Annotated in this window: 13 protein-coding genes; 6 read left to right on the top strand and 7 right to left on the bottom strand. The window is 68.2% G+C overall.

Translation table 11 applies throughout. From position 1 onward, the window contains the following. Window positions 1-101 precede the first annotated feature (101 nt). Complete coding sequence (locus HWX55_RS01610; protein WP_175973434.1) at window positions 102-7,199, bottom strand: autotransporter-associated beta strand repeat-containing protein; 7,098 nt, start codon at window positions 7,197-7,199, stop codon at window positions 102-104. Between HWX55_RS01610 and HWX55_RS36285 the strand changes: the two genes are divergently transcribed. Then, a complete protein-coding gene (locus HWX55_RS36285; RefSeq protein ID WP_256975824.1) occupies window positions 7,198-7,326 on the top strand; it encodes a hypothetical protein in 129 nt (42 codons plus the stop codon). The genes HWX55_RS01610 and HWX55_RS36285 overlap by 2 nt on opposite strands. Before the next feature lie 584 nt (window positions 7,327-7,910). On the opposite strand, the gene HWX55_RS01605 is transcribed toward HWX55_RS36285, so the two are convergent. Both HWX55_RS01605 and HWX55_RS01600 read right to left on the bottom strand, forming a co-directional pair. Continuing rightward, window positions 7,911-8,570, bottom strand: a complete 660-nt coding sequence (locus HWX55_RS01605) for a YdcF family protein (protein ID WP_175973432.1) — start codon at window positions 8,568-8,570, stop codon at window positions 7,911-7,913. Window positions 8,571-8,770: 200 nt separating this feature from the next. Beyond that, entirely contained in the window at window positions 8,771-9,805 is a 1,035-nt protein-coding gene (locus HWX55_RS01600) for a rod shape-determining protein (RefSeq protein WP_050018222.1), read from the bottom strand. Window positions 9,806-10,076: 271 nt separating this feature from the next. Here HWX55_RS01600 and HWX55_RS01595 point away from each other — a divergent pair, with 271 nt between their 5' ends. Further along, entirely contained in the window at window positions 10,077-12,482 is a 2,406-nt protein-coding gene (locus HWX55_RS01595; protein WP_175973430.1) for a patatin-like phospholipase family protein, read from the top strand. A gap of 111 nt (window positions 12,483-12,593) precedes the next feature. On the opposite strand, the gene HWX55_RS01590 is transcribed toward HWX55_RS01595, so the two are convergent. Both HWX55_RS01590 and HWX55_RS01585 read right to left on the bottom strand, forming a co-directional pair. After that, entirely contained in the window at window positions 12,594-13,724 is a 1,131-nt protein-coding gene (locus HWX55_RS01590; RefSeq protein ID WP_175973428.1) for an ATP-binding protein, read from the bottom strand. Between the two features lie 64 nt (window positions 13,725-13,788). Next, the gene (locus HWX55_RS01585) at window positions 13,789-14,499 is read right to left on the bottom strand and encodes a response regulator (protein ID WP_006498855.1); all 711 of its coding nucleotides are present in this window, start codon (window positions 14,497-14,499) and stop codon (window positions 13,789-13,791) included. A 221-nt stretch (window positions 14,500-14,720) separates the two neighbouring features. Between HWX55_RS01585 and HWX55_RS01580 the strand changes: the two genes are divergently transcribed. Then, window positions 14,721-15,635 carry a glutaminase gene (locus HWX55_RS01580; protein WP_175973426.1) on the top strand — a complete coding sequence of 305 codons (915 nt, stop codon included), beginning with the start codon at window positions 14,721-14,723 and terminating at the stop codon, window positions 15,633-15,635. A gap of 80 nt (window positions 15,636-15,715) precedes the next feature. Then, on the top strand, window positions 15,716-16,090 hold the full coding sequence (locus HWX55_RS01575; protein WP_175973425.1) for a cytochrome c: 375 nt from the start codon (window positions 15,716-15,718) through the stop codon (window positions 16,088-16,090). Window positions 16,091-16,185: 95 nt separating this feature from the next. Here HWX55_RS01575 and HWX55_RS01570 read toward each other — a convergent pair whose 3' ends face one another. Beyond that, entirely contained in the window at window positions 16,186-16,668 is a 483-nt protein-coding gene (locus HWX55_RS01570) for a cupin domain-containing protein (protein WP_124681405.1), read from the bottom strand. 261 nt (window positions 16,669-16,929) lie between these two features. Between HWX55_RS01570 and HWX55_RS01565 the strand changes: the two genes are divergently transcribed. Next, window positions 16,930-17,553, top strand: a complete 624-nt coding sequence (locus HWX55_RS01565) for an isochorismatase family cysteine hydrolase (protein WP_244140467.1) — start codon at window positions 16,930-16,932, stop codon at window positions 17,551-17,553. A gap of 49 nt (window positions 17,554-17,602) precedes the next feature. Here HWX55_RS01565 and HWX55_RS01560 read toward each other — a convergent pair whose 3' ends face one another. Next, window positions 17,603-18,280 carry a TetR/AcrR family transcriptional regulator C-terminal domain-containing protein gene (locus HWX55_RS01560; protein ID WP_175973422.1) on the bottom strand — a complete coding sequence of 226 codons (678 nt, stop codon included), beginning with the start codon at window positions 18,278-18,280 and terminating at the stop codon, window positions 17,603-17,605. Window positions 18,281-18,426: 146 nt separating this feature from the next. On the opposite strand from HWX55_RS01560, the gene HWX55_RS01555 reads away from it, so the two are divergent. Continuing rightward, window positions 18,427-19,956, top strand: coding sequence for an FAD-dependent monooxygenase (locus HWX55_RS01555; RefSeq protein ID WP_175973420.1), 1,530 nt, complete (start codon window positions 18,427-18,429; stop codon window positions 19,954-19,956). Window positions 19,957-20,094 lie beyond the last annotated feature (138 nt).

Here is a 20,094-nt window from a genome sequence, read left to right as displayed (position 1 = left end):
GATAGGCCAGAACGGCGAACGTGCGCAGCGACGAAACGGCCGCGGCGCGAGGCGACGTTGCTTCGTCGCCTCGCGCCGCGTACGGGCACGTCAGTTGCCGGTCAGAATTTCCACAGGATGTTGCCGAGGATCGCGTTGTCGCGCACGCCGCTGCCGTATTGGCCGCTGTACGTGAGGCCGAGCGTCAGGCGCTTCGTGATGTTCGCGTCGATGCCGGCCTCGAGCACCGCGCTGTCGCGAGCAATCGGCACGCCCGACACCTGGAACGACGTGCCGCCGTTCGCGAACGTGAACGCCGACGACGGCCGCACGTTGCCGAACGCATGCCGCCAGCCGACCATCCCGCGCGCGGTGAACGTGCCGCTCGCGATCGAGCCGAGCTGCGACGCCGCACGCACGCCGAGCGTCGAGAAGCCGACGTGGGTCGTCTCGCCGCCGGCGCGCAATGCGGCCGCGCCGCCGGTTTCCGTATAGCCGTCGGTATGCAGGTTCACATACGCGAGGCCCGCGAACGGTTCGATCGCGACCGGCCCGACCGGCAGCGCGTAGCCGACTTCGCCGAACACCTGCGCCGAATTTGCGTTGTAGCCGGCCGAATCGTGGTCGGAGAAGCCCGCGAAGCCCGGATAGCGGTCGCTGTTGATCCGGTACCACGTGTACGACGCGCCGCCGCGCACGCCGAGCGCGCCATACTGCGCGCCGCCGTACAGCGACACGTAGTAGCTGTTCACCGCCGCCGACGAACTCTGGTCGTTGTCGAGCGAGCTGTGCGTGACGCCCGCGGCCAGACCCGCGCGCCACTTGTCGTTGAGCGCCATGTCGGCGCCGGCGATGAAGCCCGTCATGCTGCGGTTGATCGACGATGCGTTGCCGTCGCCACCGAGCCGGCTGCGGCCGCCGAACGCCTGCCCCCAGACGACCGGCTGATAGGGCGTCCCGCCGTAGCACCCGGCGCGCGAACCGATCCGGCGTTCCGGCGGCAGCGTCGGATCGGCCACGCCGGCCGTGTTGTCGCCGCACAGCGCGGCGCCGCCCGACGACAGGGCCGCGAGCGGGCCGGATCCGGGCGCGAGGCCCTGACGGACGCGATCGGTCACCGCGTCACGCACGTAGCGGCTGTCGAGCAGCAGCATGCTCTTCAGGCTCGCCTGCAGTTCGCCGCCGAGCAGCCCGTACGCGCGGCGTGCGGTCGGCGCGTCGGTCGTCAGCACCGTGTCGTACAGCGCATTGCCGGCGCCGAGCGCGGCCACCGCGGTCGCGACCGAACGCTGGTTCGGCGTCGTCGCGACGTCGGGCAGCGCCGTGCCGTTCTGAGCCAGTTGCAGATACACGTGAGCCGGATCGTAGCTGAGGGTCGGCGTCAGGAACGCATAGTTCGCGTTCACCTGGGCGAACGCGCCCTGCACGCCCGACGACGCGCTGAGGATCGTGTACGTCGTGCCCGGCTGATAGGTGCTCTGGTTCGCGAGCACCTGTACGGTGCCGCCGTTCAGCGTCGCCGTGCCGCTCGCCGCGAGGCTGCCGCTTTGCTGCGGCGTGGCGGCGACCTGGAACGTCGAACCCGGCTGGAACGTGACGTTGCCGCCCACGTTCAGCGCCGCGCCCGGCTGCGTGGCGGCCGCCGTCGCGCCGCCCTGCACCACGAGGCCGCCGATCGTGCCGGTGCCCGTCACCGTCGCGCCGTTCTGCACGGTGACGGTCGACTGGCCGAGCGAACCGTTGACGGCGAGGGTGCCCGCGCTGACCGTGGTCGGGCCGCTCAGCGTGCTCGTGCCGGTCAGCGTCAGTTGCCCGCTGCCGGCCTGGGTCAGCGAGCCGGTGCCGGACAGCACGCTCGCGATCGTCACGTTGCCCGATTGATTGACGACGAGCGCACCGTTGTCGACGACGTCGCCGGCCACGCTGCCCGACGTGCCGCCGTTGCCGAGTTGCAGCGTGCCGCCGGCCGCGATCGTGGTGCCGCCCGTGTACGTGTTGCCGCCGGTCAGCACCTGCGTGCCGCTCGCCACCGTCACGCCGCCCGAGCCGCCGATCGTGCCGCCGAACGTGCTGCTGCCGCTGCCGTTCAGCGCCAGCGCGTTCGCACCGAGATTCACGTTCGTGCCGGCCGCGCCCGACAGCCCGCCGATCGTCTGCGCGCCGGTCGCACCGCTCACGTCGAACGTCGCGCCCGTGCCCGCGAGATTCACCGCGCCCGTCGACGCGAGGCTGCCACCCGCGCCGAGTGCGAGCGTGCTGCCGCCGTTGATCGTCGTGCCGCCCGTGTACGTGTTCGCGCCCGTCAGCGTCTGCGTGCCGGTGCCGGCCAGCGTCACGCCGCCCGTTCCGCCGATCGTGCCGCCGAACGTGTCGTTGCCGCTGCCGTTCAACGTCAGCGCATTCGCGCCGAGCGTCACGTTCGTGCCGGCCGCGCCGGTCAGTGCGCCGATCGTCTGCGCGCCCGATGCGCCGCTCACGTCGAACGTCGCACCCGTGCCGGCGAGGTTCACCGCGCCCGTCGACGCGAGGCTGCCGCCCGCGCCGAGTGCGAGCGTGCTACCGCCGTTGACCGTCGTGCCGCCCGTGTACGTGTTCGCGCCCGTCAGCGTTTGCGTGCCGGTGCCGGCGAACGTCACGCCGCCCGTCCCGCCGATCGCGCCGCCGAACGTACCGTTGCCGCTGCCGTTCAACGTCAGCGCATTCGCGCCGAGATTCACGTTCGTACCGGCCGCGCCGGTCAGCGTGCCGAGCGTCTGCGCGGCCGTCGCGCCGCTCACGTCGAACGTCGCCCCTGCGCCCGCGAGGTTCAGCGCGCTGCCGGACGCGAGGCTGCCGCCCGCGCCGAGTGCGAGCGTGCTGCCGCCGTTGATCGTCGTGCCGCCGGAGTACGTGTTCGCGCCCGTCAGCGTTTGCGTGCCCGTGCCGGCGACGGTTACACCGCCCGTCCCGCCGATCGTGCCGCCGAACGTACCGTTGGTGCCGCCATTCAGCGTCAGCGCATTCGTGCCGAGGTCGACATTGGTGCCGGCCGCACCGGTCAGCGTGCCGATCGTCTGCGTGCCGGTCGCGCCGCTCAGATTGAGCGTCGCACCGGCGCTGGCGAGATCCACCGCGCCGGTCGATGCGAGGCTGCCGCCCGCGCCGAGTGCGAGCGTGCCGCCGCCGCTGATCGTCGTGCCGCCCGTGTACGTGTTCGCGCCCGTCAGCGTCTGCGTGCCGCTGCCGGCCAGCGTCAGGCCGCCGGTGCCGCCGATCGCGCCGCCGAACGTGCTGCTGCCGTTGCCGTTCAGCGTCAGCCCGTTGCCGCCGAGGTTCACGTTCGTGCCGGCCGCGCCGGTCAGCGTGCCGAGCGTCTGCGCGGCCGTCGCGCCGCTCAAGTCGAACGTCGCCCCCGCGCCCGCGAGGTCCAGCGTGCTGCCGGACGCAAGGCTGCCGCCCGCGCCGAGCGCCAGCGTGCTGCCGGCGCCGATCGTCGTGCCGCCCGTATAGGTGTTCGCGCCGGACAGCGTCTGCGTGCCGGTACCCGACAACGTGAGACTGCCGGTGCCGCCGATCACCCCGCCGAACGTGCCGCTGGCCGTGCCGCCGAGCGTCAGTGCGTTGCCGCCCAGGTTGACGTTCGTTCCCGCGACGCCCGACAGCGCGCCGAGCGTTTGACCGCCTGTCGCGCCGCTCAGGTCCAGCGCCGCGCCCGCGCCGGCAAGATTCATCGTGCCGGTCGATGCCAGGCTGCCGCCTGCGCCGAGCGCCAGCGTCCCCGCGTTGATCGTCGTGCCGCCCGTATAGGTGTTCGCGCCGGTCAGCGTGGTGGTCGCCGCGCCGTCCTTCACGAGGCTGCCCGCGCCGGAAATCGCACCGCCCAGCGTGAGGCTGTTGCTGCCCCCCAGCGTCAGCGCGGCGCCCGTGCCGATATTGACCGCATTGCCGACCGACAACGCGGCATTCGTATCGAGCGTCGCCGCGCCGCCGACGGTCAGCGCACCGGAACCGAGCGCGCCGCCGTTGCCGAGCACGAGGCTGCCGCTATTGAGGTTCGTGCCGCCGGTATAGATATTTGTGCCGGTCAGCGTCTGCGTGCCGGTGCCCGCCAACGTGAGACTGCCCGTACCGCCGATCACCCCGCCGAACGTGCCGCTCGCGGTCCCGCCCAGCGTCAGCGCATTGGCGCCCAGGTTGACGTTCGTTCCCGCGACGCCCGACAGCGCGCCCAGCGTTTGACCGCCTGTCGCGCCGCTCAGGTCCAGCGTCGCGCCAGTACCGGCAAGGTTCATCGTGCCGGTCGATGCCAGGCTGCCGCCCGCGCCAATCGCAAGCGTGCCGGCATTGATCGCCGTGCCGCCGGTGTACGTGTTCGCACCCGTCAGCGTCGTGGTCGCCGCACCGTCTTTCACGAGGCTGCCCGCGCCGGAAATCGCACCGCCCAGCGTGAGGCTGTTGCTGCCCCCCAGTGTCAGTGCGGCGCCCGTGCCGAGATCGACCGCATTGCCGACCGACAACGCGGCATTCGTATCGAGCGTCGCCGCGCCGCCGACGGTCAGCACGCCGGAACCGAGCGCGCCGCCGTTGCCGAGCACGAGGCTGCCGCTATTGAGGTTCGTGCCGCCCGAGTAGGTGCTCGCGCCGTTCAGCGTCTGCGTGCCGGTACCCGCGAGCGTCAGGCTGCCGGTGCCGCCGATCGTGCCGCTGAACGTGCCGCTGGCCGTACCGCCCAGCGTCAGCGCGTTGGCGCCGAGGCTCACGCTCGTACCCGCCACGCCCGACAGCGCGCCGATCGCCTGCGCACTGCCCGTGCTGATGTCGAGCGCCGCACCTGCGTTGGCGAGGTTCACCGTGCCCGTTGCCGCGAGGCTGCCGCCCGCGCCGAGCGCCAGCGTGCCGGCATTGATCGTCGTGCCGCCCGTATAGGTGTTCGCAGCCGTCAGCGTCGTGGTCGCCGCGCCGTCCTTCACGAGGCTGCCCGCGCCGGAAATCGCGCCACCGAGCGTGAGACTGTTGCTGCCGCCCAGGGTGAGTGCGGCGCCCGTGCCGACGGTGATCGCATTGCCGACCGACAGGCTCGTGGTCGTATCGAGCGTCGCCGCGCCGCCGACGGTCAGCGCGCCGGTGCCCAGCGACCCGCTGTTGCCGAGCACGAGGCTGCCCGCGTTCAGCACCGTGCCGCCCGCGTAGGTGTTCGCGCCGGACAGCGTGAGCGCCGCCGCGCCGTTCTTCACGAGACCGCCGCCACCCGCGACCACGCCACCCAGGCCGAGATCGGTGCTGCCGCCAAGGGTCAGCGTGGTGCCCGTCGCGATGTTGACGCCGTTCGCGAGCGACACGTTGGTGGTCGCATCGAGCGTCGACGACCCGTTGACATTCACCGCGCCGAGGCCGAGCGACGTATTGCTGCCGACGACGAGGTTGCCGCCGTTCAGGTTCGTGCCGCCCGTGTACGTGTTCGTGCCCGTCAGCGATTGCGTGCCGGTACCCGACAGCGTCAAGCTGCCGGACCCGCCGATCGTGCCGGCATAGGTGGCATTGACGCTGCCGCCGAGCGTCAGCGAATTGGCGCCGAGGTCCACGTTCGTGCCGGCCGCGCCGGCCAGCGCGCCGATCGTCCGCCCGCCCGACGCAGTGCTCATGTCGAACGTTGCGCCCGCACCGGTCAGGTTGACCGTGCCGGTCGCCGACAGACTGCCGGCCCCGCTCAGCGCGAGCGTGCCGCTGTTGATGGTCGTGTCGCCCGTATACGTATTCGTGCCGCTCAGCGTCGTGGTCGCCGCGCCGTTCTTCGTGAGGCCGCCGCTTCCGCCGATCGTGCCGGTCAGCCCGAGATCGTTGCTGCCGCCGAGCGTCAGCGTCGACCCGGTCGCGAGATTGACCGTGTTGGCGAGCGTCACGTTGGTGCTCGTGTCGAGCGACGCCGACGCGTTGACGTTCAGCGCGCCGGTGCCGAGCGCCGAATTGTTGCCGACCACCAGGCCGCCTGCGTTCAGGTTCGTGCCGCCCGTGTAGCTGTTCGCGCCGGACAGCGTCAGCGTGCCGCCGTCGTTCTTCGTCAGCGCACCGCCACCCGACACCGCGCCGGACAGCGTCAGCCCGGTCGCGCCCTGCACCGTCAGGCCGCCCACGCCGAGCGACACGTTGTTGGACACGTCGAGCCCCGCCGTGCCCGCCTGCAGCGCACCGCCGTTACCGGTGACGGTACCGGTGCCGAGCGACGCGTTGTCGTTGATGATCGCCACGCCGCCCGACAGCGTCGCGTCCTGCGCGGTGGACGCGCCGTTGATCGTCCAGTTGCCGCTCGTGACGTCGAGGTGATTGAAGTTGATGTAGTTGTTGACCGCGATCGTGCCGTTCGCCGCGACGCCCTGCTGCAGGTTGAGCGTATTGTTGCCGCCCGCGCCGCCGTCGACGACGCCGGTTGCCGCCACGCCGAGCGTGACCGGGCCGACCGTGATGTTGAACGCGCCGCCGGTGCCGCCGGCCGTATTGACCGACGAGCCCGTCACGGCATTGAACGTATTCGTGCTGTTCGCCCCCATCGACACGCCGCCGTTGATCGTGCCCGAGTTGGTGAACGTATTGCCCAGTCCCGGTGTGCCGCTCGAACCCAGCGACACGCGACCGGTGATCGTCCCGCTGTTCGTCATGTTGACCGTGCCGCCGCCGTAGGCGGCGACCACCGGCGCATCGGCGCCGACGAGGGTCGCGCCGACCAGTGGGGAGGAGCCGATCGTACCCGTGTTCGTAATCGTCGACGTGCCGCCCGTGCCGTTTTGAACCGACAGCGCCATGCCCGTCACGCCGCTGATCGCGACGCCGGTCGAGCCCATCATCGTGCCGTTGTTGGTCACGGTCGTGGTGCTCGCCGCCGCGTTGCCGATCACCGTACCGCTCGACAGCACGCCGAGCCCCGAGCCGAGCGCCGACGGGTCGATCGTGCCGTTGTTGGTCAGCGTGACGTTACTGCCGGTCAACGACATCGCCGTGCCGCCGACACCGAGCAGCACGCCGACGCTTGCACCGGGATTGACCGTCGCGTTCAAGTTGTTGGCGCTATTCGAATAACTGGGCGCCAGCGGATTCGCGACGCCGGAACAGGTCACCGTAGTGCCCGCCGTGCTGCAGGTCGCATAGGCGGGGACGATGCCCGCGCCCGACAGCGCGAGAAACACGCCGGTGGGCAACAGCAGTCTCGGAAACGGCTCACTCGCTTTTTTCGGACGGACAGGGTTCATGCTTTCCCTCTTTATTGATTTCGGCTTTGGTATTGGTATTGCGGCCGCAACGGCCGGCACGCAGCAGAAAATCGCGGATAAAAGCGTCCTCCCCGGCAATCGCGATGCGCTGTCGGTTTATTCGTGATGAGTTTTTTGATCGGCCCGGGAATGCAGCTGCGGAACTAGTCGAATGACATGATGGCGGCCCCTGGTTTCTGCAGCGACTTTCTGGTTGATTTGATTACCACGCGCTTTCGTCAGACTAGGCTATATCAAAGTCAAACCGTTTTCCAGTCGATATTTTCCCATCGGATCAACGGCCGACTATTATGTAGTTTCTTTACTTTCTGACAGACGCGCAGCAATAACACGCGACACATTCTTCGCCGGCTTTCCTTGATTTTTCGCAAAGAGAACGGTTGTGCCGCATCGGTGGAAACACCGATATATCGCCCTGATGCAATACACGGGGATTTTGCGGTGCAATATTTTCACCGTGACGAATGATCCATTTAGATAACCAACATCCGCTTAATAAATCGATCGGATCTGGATTATGGAACTGTCGGCGAAATTGTTTTGATTTTCAGCCTCGCAAGGCATCTGAAACGCGAATCGTTATTATTTATTCAGTGCCCGTGACACTCGCGCGGCCGGCGCGAGACGACAGGAAACCGGAGTAACGACGAAACCGCCCGCACCGGAAGCGCGCGCTTCCGGGCCGCCCCGTCACGAAAACAGGCGCATCAGATAAAGCATCGGCCGAAACGAAACCGGCCGCGCATCGGGATTGATCCACAACCGCACCGCATACACCGCGTAGGCCGGCACCTCGCGCCAGCTCGAATAGACGTCGCGCCACTGGAAGCGGCGCGGATACGCGGCGGAGATGTTCGACCGCGCAATGCCGACGCGCTCGAACGCGAGGCGCGCCCGCGCGAGGTGGTAATACTGGCTGACGATCAGCACGCGCGACAGGCGATGCGCGCGCAGGTAGGCCAGCGTGTGCTGCGCGGTCGCGAGCGTGTTGTCGCCCTGGTCGTCGACGGCGATCCGGTCCGCCGGCACGCCGCGCGCCACGAGGTAGTCGCGCATGGCCGTCGCCTCGTTCAGCCCGGGGCCGTCGATCGCGCCGCTGACCAGAAACGCCGGGCACTGTCCCGCGCGGTAACAACGCACGCCGACATCGAGCCGGGCCGCGAGCACGGGCTTCGGCGCGCCGGTTGCGTCGAGCGCGTTGCCGAAGATCACGGCGACGTCCGCCGGGTCGCTCGGCATCCGCATGCCATGGACGACGATCGCGGCGGCCGCCGCGGCCCAGACGCACGCGACGACGGCCAGCACGCGGCCGACCCGGGCCGCGAAGCGCCGTTTGGTTCGATATTTCAAGGTATTCGGTCTCTCAGGTGTCGTCGGGCGCGTCGGCCGGCCCGGCCCCGAACGGGCGCGTCACGCTAGCACGGCGCGCCCGTGCCTGTCCATGCGATGGGCCGATGCCGGCCAAGCGGGCCGGCCATTGGGAGATCGAAAGAATGTGAAGGCGTGCGCCGGGCCGCGGCCGGCGGCACCGGCCGGCTCAATCGGCCGATTCAATCGGCCGGGCACATCGCGAGCCGCCCCATCGCCTCGCCGGCGCCGCGCACCGCGCAGGTGGCCGGCTCGTCGGCGATCCGCGCGACCAGCCCGGTCTCGTCGTACAGCAGGCGTTCGAGATCGGCGAGCAATGCGCCGCCGCCGGTGAGCACCACGCCGCGATTCGCGATGTCGGTCACGAGTTCGGCCGGCGCGTTTTCCAGCACCGACTTCACCGCGCCGATCACCTGCTTGAGCGGCGCGGCCAGCGCGTCCGCGACGTCGTGATTGGACAGCTCGACCGAGCGCGGCAGGCCGTCGCCGATGCTGCGGCCGACGGCGCGGGTCGACGTGCGCGGCACCGCGCTGGTGGCCGAGCCGATCGTCTTCTTCACGTGCTCGGCCGTCTGTTCGCCGAGCAGCACGCCGTACAGGTTGCGGACGTGGTTGACGATCGCCGCGTCGAACTGGCTGCCGCCGACGCGGATCGCCTCGCGGTAGACGATGCCGCCAAGCGCGACGACCGCGACTTCGGTCGTGCCGCCACCGATGTCGATGACCATCGAGCCGACCGGCTCGGTCACCGGCAAACCCGCGCCGAGCGCGGCCGCCAGCGACTCCTCGATCAGTTCGACCTCCGATACGCCGGCCGCGAACGCGGCCTCGCGGATCGCGCGGCGCTCGACGGCCGTCGCGTCGGACGGCACGCACAACGTGACCTCGACCCGGCGGCTGAAGCGCGAACGGGTGCGCGACATGTCGATGAAGCTGCGGATCATCTGCTCGGCCGCGTGCGCGTCCGCGATCACGCCGTGCCGCATCGGCCGCACGGCTTCGAGATGCCCCGGTTCGCGGCCGAGCAGCGCCTTCGCGAGCTCGCCGACGGCCTCGAGCGTCGGCCGCGCGTCGCTCGCGCCGCCCTTGCGGAAGCAGACGACCGACGGCTGGTTCAGCACCACGCCGCGTTCGTGCGTATAGATTCGCGTACTCGCCGTTCCCGGGTCGATCGCAACGGGTTGCGCAAACAACTTTCCGAACAGCGGTGTCGACATATCAAACCTTTGTGAGGGAACGGGCCGGGACAGCCGCACCGCACATTTTGCCGCGCGTCCATACCGCCCCATCACGAGCTTAGCGGCAAATCGTTCCGATACTTTAGGCAATTCCGATGATTTTTTCGCGACGGAATTGCCGGATGTGGCGTTTCGGGCACGTCCGGCCACCCGACGGCCGCTCGCGTCGGGCCTGTAAAACACGGTAATCTCTCGGTCTTGCCTGCTCCCGGCAGGCCTCAGACGCACGATCACGCCAGGTATGTTCACCATGACAGCGACCGTTTCCTTCCGCTGGGCGCCCATGCGCCCGCTCTGCACGACGCTCGTTGCCTTCTGGTGCTGCACGGTCGCCGCGCAACCGCTGCCGGCCGCCGAACCCGTCGCCGCCCAGACCGCTGCAGCCAACGCGCCGGCCGCCGCCGCGCCCGCCGCACCCGCTACGGCGGCGCACACCTGCGCGGCCGACGGCGGCCCGGCCGGCCGGCCGTCGATCGGCCTCGTGCTGTCCGGCGGCGGCGCGCGCGGCTACGCACACCTCGGTGTCCTGAAAGTACTGGAGGACAACCGGATTCCGATCGACTGCATCGCGGGCACCAGCATGGGCGCCGTGGTCGGCGGCCTGTACGCGAGCGGGATGGCGGCCGACGAGATGCAGAAGCGGCTGTCGGAGGTCAACCTGGCGGATATCGCGTTCGACGTGACGGACCGCGCGGACCTGCCGCAAACCAGCCGCGAAGACGAACGCCTGTACATCAACGGGCTGACGCTCGGCTTCGGCAAGAAAGGCGTCAAGGCGCCGGTCGGCCTCGTACAGGGCAACCGGCTGCAGGCGCTGCTCGCGAACTGGACGGCCGCCGTGCCGACCAACCAGCCGTTCGACCAGCTGCCGATCCCGTACCGCGCGGTCGCGACCGACCTGCAGACGGGTCAGATGGTCGTGCTCGACCACGGCTCGCTGCCGCTCGCGATTCGCGCGAGCATGGCGATGCCGGGCCTGTTCGCGCCGGCCGAGATCAACGGGCGCGCGCTCGTGGACGGCGGGCTCGTCAGCAACCTGCCCGTCGACACCGCGCGGCAGATGGGCGCAAGCGTCGTGATCGCCGTCGACATCGGCTCGCAACTGCGCCCGCTCGACGCGCTCGCGTCGCCGGCCGACGTGATGCAGCAGATGGTCGGCATCCTGATCCGCCAGAACGTGACCGCGCAGCGCAAGCAGCTCGACGCGCATGACGTGCTGCTCACGCCGGACCTCGGCGCGCTCGCGTTCACCGATTTCCAGAACGCGAAGCAGGCGATCGCCGCCGGCGAGATCGCCGCGACCGCGGCGCTGCCGAAGCTGCGGCGCTTCGCGCTCACGCCGGAACAGTACGCGGCCTACCGGTCCGCGCACGCGCAGCCGCTGCCGCCGCCGATCCGCATCACGCGCATCGACATCAAGACCAGCGGCGGCGTGCCGAAGCGCGTCGTCAGCGACGCGCTGCACGTGAAACCCGGCGACATCTACGATCCAAAGACCGTCAGCCAGGATCTGCTCGGACTCACGACGGGCGGCAACTTCGAGAGCGTCACGCAGCAGATCGTGAGCCGCGGCGACGACAACGTGCTCGAGATCGACGCGCGCGAGAAGTACTGGGGGCCCAACTTCCTGCTGTTCGGGCTCGGCATGTCGAGCAGTTCGACCGACGAGGGCGGCTTCCGCCTGCACGTCGGCTACCGGCGGCCGTGGCTCACCGAGTCGGGGCTGGAATTCCGCGCGGACACGACGATCGGCAGCGACCTGCAGTCGGCGCGCGTCGAATTGCGCCAGCCGCTGTCGACCGCGTACGGCGTGTACCTGTCGCCGTACGCGGAATACCAGCGTCGCTACGCGAACCTGTACGACGACTCCGGCGACGTGAAGATCACGCAGTATCTGATGCAGACGGCGCGCGCCGGGATCGACCTCGGCCTGCCGATCGCGCGGCTCGGCGATTTCCGCGTCGGCCTCGGTTACGTGACCGGACACGGCTCGCCGACCTACAACCTGCCGTTCGACGACGGCAGCGGCCAGAGCCTGCTGTGGCCGAGCTTCACGTCGCAGGCGCTGATCGCGCGGGCGCGGCTCGTCATCGATCAGCTCGACGATCCGATGTTCCCGCGCAAGGGTTATTTCGGCGAACTGCGGGTCGAACGCTCGCTGGTGTCGCGCAACGGCGGCTCGGCGCAGGTATTCGACGACGGGATCAACAACGCGCCCTATACCGAGATCTACGGCAAGGCGATGATCGCGCAGCAGTTCGGCCGGCACAGCGTCAGCGCGACGATCGAAGGCGGCAAGAGCATCGGCGGCACCAACCTGATCAACGCGTTCAACTTCACGCTCGGCGGCTTCCAGCATCTGTCCGCCTATGCGGCCGATCAGCTGAACGGCAACGAACTCGCGTACGGGCAGATCACGTACATGAACCAGTTGATGACGTTCAACGCGTCGCCGATCAAGGCGCTGTCGGTGGGCGCCAGCGCGGAAGTCGGCAACGTGTGGTCGAGCGGCCAGCAGATCGGCGGCGGCGCGCTCAAGCAGAGCTATACGTTCTTCACGAGCCTGTCGACCGCGTTCGGGCCCGTCTATATCGGCGTGGCGCTCGCCCCGGGCGGCCGACGCAACTTCTACCTGCAGCTCGGCCGCACCTACTGAGCCTGCGTGGATGCCGCTTCGGCGGCGTCCGCGTCGGCGTCGCGCCCCGCGCGCTCGCCGGCAGCCTGCGCCTTCACGATTGCCGCGTGCCGAGCATCGCGCGACGTCGCGCTAGACCGGCCAGCTGATCTCGAACCGCGCGCCGCCGAGCTCGACCGGATCGACGACCGCGATCCGGCCGTTGTGCGCGTGGAGCACCTGCCGCGTGATCGACAGGCCGAGCCCGTAGCCGCCGGTGCGACGGTCGAGGCGCACGAACGCGTCGAAGATCCGTTCGCGCTCGCTTTCGGGCACGCCCGGGCCGTCGTCCTCGACGAAGATCCCGATGTTGCCGTGCACCAGCGCGATCCCGACGACGATCCGCGCGTTCGCGTACTTGCTCGCGTTGCGCAGCAGGTTGCGCATCGCATACGACATCAGCCGCCGGTCCATCTTCACGCGCAGATCCGATCCGATCGCGACGCGCGCCTCGATCGTACGGTCCGGATACAGCAGTTGCGCGTCGTTCACCTGGTGCTCGAACCACGCGACCGGCGCGATCATCTCGAGGTTCGACTGCAGCGAGCTGTATTCGAGCCGCGCGTACGTGAGACTCATGTCGATCAGCTCCTCGAGCTCGGTCACGTCCTGCGCGATGCTCTCGAGCGCGCCCTGGTATTCGGCCGCCGAACCCGGTTCGCGCAGCATTTCGAGCGCGAAGCGCACGCGCGCGAGCGGCGTGCGCAGTTCGTGCGAGATCCCGTTCGTCAGATCGCGCTGCGCGGCGATCAGCCGCTCCATACGCATCGCGAGCGCATTCAGCGTGCGCGCGAGCGGGCCGATGATCACGCTGTGCGATTCGCGGGCGCGCGTGTTGAAGCGCCCGCCGGTGAAGTCGATCGCACGCTCGCGCACCATCACGAGATCCGACCAGACCGGCCGCATCCACCGGTACGCGGCGAGCGCGGGCGCGGTGAACACGAACGCGAGCACGATCCAGATGTCGCCCGGCAACGCGTCGAACGCGTGCCACACGACCTGCGGCGACAACACGACGCACAGCGCGAGCGCGGGCACCAGCGCGGTGAGCAACACGAGGCCGAGCAGATGCAGGTAGGTGCGCACGTACAGGCGCGACCAGCTCGGAATGCGGTCGGCGCGCGTGTCGGTCCACGCGCGGCGGAAATGCAGCCAGCGCCATTTGACGTAGCGCAGCGTCGGCAACGGCGGTGCCTCGGGGTGCGAACGGGTTCGTCGAATCATCGCGGCTCCCGGCCGGCGGGCGGAATGCCCGCGCGGAACGTGACGGCGTCGCGCGAGCGCGGCGTCATTCCCACGCGTGCTTGCTGAATTGATAACCCTTGCTGCGGATCGTCTTGATCCGCTGCGGGTTGCTCGCGTCGTCGCGCAGCTTGCGGCGCAGCTTCGAGATGCGCCCGTCGATCGTGCGGTCGAGGCCGTCGAATTCGACGCCGCGCAGCTGCAGCATCAGATCGTCGCGGCTGACGACTTCGCCCGCATGACACACGAGCGCCCACAGCAGGTCGAATTCGGCCGACGTCAGATCGGGCGTGCTGCCATCGGGCAGCACGACGGTGCGGTCGGTGCGGTCGATCGAGAACTTGCCGAACGCGTAGCGCTCCGGCTGCGGCGCGGTGCTCTCGGCCGCGCGCGCGGGTGCGCGGCGCAGTTGTGCCTTGATCCGCGCGAGCAGGATGCGCGGCTCGACCGGCTTGTGCACGTAGTCGTCCGCGCCGAATTCGAGGCCGAGCAGCTCGTCGAACGGTTCGTCGCGCGCCGTCACCATGATGATCACGCCGTCGTACTGCTTGCGCGCCTCGCGGCAGATTTCGAAACCGTCCTTGCCCGGCAGGTTCACGTCGAGAATGACGAGATCGGGACGAATGGACAGGATCGCCGGCACCGCGGCGTCACCATGCAGCACGGTGTCGACTTCATAGTCGTTCTTGCGCAGGTAGCCGGCGATCAGCGTGGACAAGCGGGTGTCGTCTTCGACGAGCAGGATGCGAAAAGACATGGGCGGCGGTCGGATCATCGAGGAAGCCGCGGGAGGCGCCGGCGGGTGCCGGACGCCGGCCCTCGGCCGAAACGTACCGCATGATACTGCGCCCGCCGCTCACCTGTTTGGCGGTCTTGAAAATAAGGGCGGGATTCCGGCCGCGCTTGACGAATCGACGCCGGGACGGTTCCATACGGGCTCGCCGGAATCCCGGCTCTGCCTCTACCCTGCCTGACGTGATGAATTACCAGACGATTCTCGAACGTATCCACACCGAACTCGCCCCCTGGATCGGCCAGGGCCGGGTCGCCGACTACATTCCCGAACTCGCGAAAGTGCCCGCCGACAAGTTCGGGATGGCCGTCGTGACGCTCGACGGAAACGTTTACACGGTCGGCGATGCGCACGAGCGCTTCTCGATCCAGAGCATCTCGAAGCTGTTCGCGTGCACGCTCGCGTTTCAACTGCTCGGCGACGAGCTGTGGGAACGGGTCGGCCGGGAGCCGTCCGGCACCGCGTTCAATTCGCTGGTCCAGCTCGAAAGCGAGCGCGGCAAGCCGCGCAATCCGTTCATCAATGCGGGCGCGCTGGTCGTCACCGACGTGCTGTGCCGCCGCTTCGTGAAGGCCGAGACGGCGCTCGTCGAATTCGTGCGGCGGCTGATCGGCGCGAACGACATCAACTACGATTCGCGCGTCGCGACGTCGGAGTTGCAGCACGCGGAGCGCAACCGCGCGATGGCGCATTTCATGGCGAGCTTCGGCAACATGCAGATGCCGCCTGATACGGTGATCGACGCGTATTGCCGGCAGTGTGCGATCGAGATGAATTGCGTCGAGCTGGCCAGCGCCGCGCTGTTTCTTGCGAACGGCGGTGTCGCGCCGGCGACAGGCGAGCGGATCGTCGATTCGAGTTCCGCGAAGCGGCTGTCGGCGCTGATGCTGACCTGCGGGACCTATGATGCGGCCGGTGATTTCGTGTATCGGGTCGGGCTGCCGGCGAAGAGCGGCGTCGGCGGCGGGATCGTCGCGGTGCTGCCCGGAGAGATGGCCGTGTGCGTGTGGGCGCCGGGGTTGGATGCGAACGGGAATTCGTTGGCGGGGACGCTGGCGCTGGAGTGGTTGACGACTTATACGGGGCGGTCGATTTTTTGAGGGGGTGACGTTGGGCGTGCGTCATTTGGCGCAATCGTGGCAGATCAATATCGGCATACCCATCCGACAGCTTATAAAAAATGAAAATATTGCTTATCGCCTCACTGGGAATTTCATTGTTTTCTCAACCATCCGCAGCCTTTGCGGATAGTGACAACGGGAAAAGGATCTTCCTGGCGAGATGCGCCATGTGCCACGGAGCAGACGCCCGAGGAACGGGACCGTTGGCCAACAAAAGCAGTCCGCCCACCCCCGACCTTACGACACCCGCTTTCAAGAAACGGCTTAGTGACTATCCGGGCGTTATCGTTTCATCGGTCATACTTCGTCCAAACGGAGACCTGATTCCCAAAACCTTGCGGGAAAATGGCGTAAAACTGCCTCCCCATCAATGGACGGTTAAAGATTTTCGCGACCTGAACCAATATATGACTGGATTGATTTCAAAGAAATAGCGCGCTGCACCCCAGATACACCGGCCGAGCGATTTCATCCATTCGCCGTATCGACAGGTCGAATCCGCAGGCCGATGCGCTCTCACGCATACGCGTCAGTCCGGCATCCCGTTATGGTCTCCGAGCGGTCGCGTCGGCCAGTCCACCCATCGGTCCGCGCGGGTAAGTTCGTACGCTTCGTTGAGCGGGTAACGGATACGGTTGTCGTCGCGAGGACGTTCGCCGATCACCATCAACCTGACTTCATCCTTCGTATTGTTAATGAAGGTGTGACAAATTCCGGTGCCTGCCGGAAACGCGACGGAATCGCCCTCGGCAACCGGGTGAAGCACGCCGTCGATCCATACATCGGGCTTGCCTTCGAGCACGTACACAAACTCCTGCTCGGTACTTTCGGCGTGCGGATATGACGTCCGCCTTCCGGGCAGCAGCCTGACATGATGGATTCCGATACGCGTAATGCCAAGTGCGGCTGAAAGCGGCGCGTCGAGCGCCATTGGCTCGGTATCGCCGCGATAGGAATGCGCATCCGGTTCTTCGAGTTCAGTCCAATGCTTAATGAAATCTGGCCGGCTCATCAGGTGTTCTCCTTTAAGTTGAACGTCCATGATAGCGGCTTGCAGAAAGGACAAAACGCGTCCGCCGCGCGCAGCATTTGGGATGTCGGGCTGCAACCGGCGCGAGCGACCGTTTCGCCGATCCATGTTGACGCTGGAGTCGTTGACGGCTTATACCGAGCGGTCGACGCTTGGAACGACACGCACGAAACAATCAGATGCGATTTGCCAAAAACACGGAGAACGTCATTCATGAACGAGGAAACCGCACCGGATATCGAAATGGCAACCCACTCGCCCGCCAATGATGACAACGCACACGCTCAAAGCACGATCGACCGGATTCCCGCCATCGCGCCATCCAAAACCGCACTGCTCGTCATGCATTACCAGACCGACATCCTCGGCCTCTTTCCGTCGGTCGCCCCTGAACTGCTTTCCAATACGCGCCGTCTCTGCGATGCGGCACGCGCTGCCGGCGTCGGCGTGTGGTTCGCGAATCTCCGGTTCAGCCCCGGCTATCCGGAAGTGAGTCCGCGCAACAAGAACGGCCAGGGCATCAAGCAACTCGGCCTGTTCATCAACGACGGCCCCTCCCCGGAGCTTGCCAAACGGCCCGACGAACCGCTGATCCTGGCCCACCGCGCGAGCGTATTCTTCGGCACCGATCTGCAGGCGCGGCTCATCGCACAAGGCGTCGATACGCTGATCATGGTCGGCATCGCATCGACCGGCGTGATGCTGTCGTCGATCGCGCACGCGAGCGACGCCGATTTCCGCCTCTACACGGTCAAGGATTGTTGCTACGACCCGGACCCGATCGTCCACGAGCATCTGTTCGCCACCGCGTTCGAATCGCGTACGACGGTGCTGTCGCTCGCGGATGCGCTGCGGCTGCTGGCGTGACAACGGACTCGTCGCACCGCCGTTCGAAACCATGCATCCGACGGCGGGCCTACCGGGCCGCCGCCCCGATCCCCGCCAAAATCAGATCGATACCGGCCAGGAACTGCGCGCGCTCGTCGTGCGCGGCCAGTTGCTCGGCCACCTTGCGCACGAACGGATACTGCGCCGGTTCGAGCTGCGCCCACCGCTCGGCCACGGTCGCGACGATCTCCGGCTGCCCGGCCTCGCGCGGATGCAGCCGCGCACCGGCCGCGTACTGGCCGGCCAGCCCGAAGATGTAATGCATCAGCGCCGACGCCGCGTTGAATTGCGCGGGCTCAGGCACGCCCAGCGCCTGAAGCTGCCCGCCGACGCGCTCCAGGATCCGCAGCACCGCCTGCTGCCACGGCTCCCGGAACAACTGCGCACCGACCCACGGATGCGCGCTGAACGCGTCGAACAGGCGCAGCGCGATGCGCCGGAGCGCTTGCGCCGCATCGCCGTCAGGCTCCGTCGGCACGTCGGTCAGCGCAGCCGCGATCACATGATCCGCGGCCGCCGCGAGCAGGCCGTGCTTGTCGGCGACATGCCAGTAGATCGCGCCGCTTCCGGTCGCCAGATGTGCGGCGAGCGCGCGAAACGTCAGCGCGCCCTCGCCTGCATGGTCGAGGATCGCGATCGCGGCCTCGACGATTCGCTCTTTCGACAGCGCGTCCGCGCGCCGCTCGGTCCGGTTGCTGGTTTTCATGCGCGCTAGCTTGACACATCTGGAACAGCGTTCCAATATCTCGCCGATGGAACAACGTTCCACAAGTTTCCCGACGCATGCGCAATCCCGGCGCATACCGCCCTTTCGACCACACCGGGCCGCCTTGCCCCGAAACCGAGCCATCGATGAATCTGCCCGTGACCCATGATGTCGTGATTGCCGGAGCCGGCCCTGTCGGCCTGTTTCTCGCCTGCGAATTACGCGTCGCCGGTGCGTCCGTGCTGGTGGTCGAGCAGGCGGACGATCCGGAATCCCCGCTGAAGTATCTCCCGTTCGGCATGCGCGGCCTGTCCGCGCCGACGATCGACGCGCTCCACCGCCGCGACCTGCTCGACGGCATCGCGCTGCCGGCCCGCGCCACGGACACCGCGCACTGGATGCAGCAAGCGCGTCGTCCGGCCGGTCATTTCGCCGGCATCCAGTTCTTCCACGACGACATCGATGCGTCGCAGTGGCCGTACCATCTGCCCGGCCCGGCCGGCACGCACATGGCGACCGACATCGCGCGGATCGAATCCGTGCTGACCGCCCGTGCGCAAGCAACGGGCGTCGAGATTCGGCGCGGTCTTGCCGTCGAAGGCTTCGATCAGTCGGACGATGCGGTGACGCTGTACGCAGGCGGCGAGACATTCCGCGCACGCTGGCTCGTCGGCTGCGACGGCGGCCGCAGCGCGGTCCGCAAGGCCGGCGGCTTCGGGTTTGCCGGCACCGACGCCGAGTTCACCGGCTACTCGATCGAAGCCGAGTTCGCCGATCCGGGCGCGCTGCTGCCGGGCCGTCACTACACGTCTGCCGGCATGTACACGTACACGCCGCCCGGGACCGTCGCGCTCGTCGAGTTCGACGGCGGCGCGTTCCACCGGAGCGGGCCGATCACGCTCGAACATGCGCAGGACGTGCTGCGCCGCGTGTCCGGCGCCGGCGTCACGTTGACCGCGCTCCGGCTCGCCGCCACGTGGACCGATCGCGCGTACCAGGCATCGACGTACCGCGACGGCCGCGTGCTGCTCGCGGGCGATGCCGCACACATCCACTCGCCGCTCGGCGGCCAGGGGCTCAATCTCGGGCTCGGCGATGCGATGAATCTCGGCTGGAAGCTGGCCGCGACGATCCGCGGCGACGCACCGACGGGCCTGCTCGACAGCTACACGGACGAACGGCATCCGGTGGGCGCGCGCGTGCTCGACTGGTCGCGTGCGCAGGTCGCGCTGATGCGGCCCTCGCCGGGTTCGCGCGCGCTCGCGGCGATCATGCGCGATCTCGTCGACACGCGCGACGGCGCGACGTACTTCGCCGAACGCCTGTGGGGCGTGTCGCTCGCGTACGATCTCGGCGGCGGCCATCCGCTCGTGGGCCGAAGCGTTCCGGACTTCGAACTGGCCGACGGCACGCGGCTCGGCGAACACGTGAGGCACGGCAAGGGCGTGCTGCTGGACTTCGATGCGGACCGGCCGCTTCGGTCCGTGGCAGGCCGCTGGCGCGACCGCATCGCGTATATCGCGAGCGACGCGAAGGACCGACTCGGATTGCGGGCGGTGCTCGTGCGCCCGGACGGTTTCGTCGCGTGGGCCTGCGACGACGATGCGGACGTGGACATCGACGCCGCCACGCAGGCGGTCACGCGATGGTTCGGCGCGCCTTGCGCGGCACATTGAGTGCAGCCGCCCGACGCGGAAGCGGATGTGTGTCGCCGCCCGCCAAACGTGCATGCGCGCCATCAACGACGCGCCCGACATCCCCGAACGCCCGGACCGCCCGCGACGTGCGCGATATCGCGCACGTCGGCCGCGCCC

This window comes from Burkholderia sp. BCC1047, from assembly GCF_902833155.1.
In the GTDB taxonomy this organism is placed as follows: Bacteria; Pseudomonadota; Gammaproteobacteria; order Burkholderiales; family Burkholderiaceae; genus Burkholderia; species Burkholderia sola.
The sequence above is the reverse complement of the archived record's forward strand: the minus strand, read 5'-3'. Positions and strand labels throughout refer to the sequence as shown.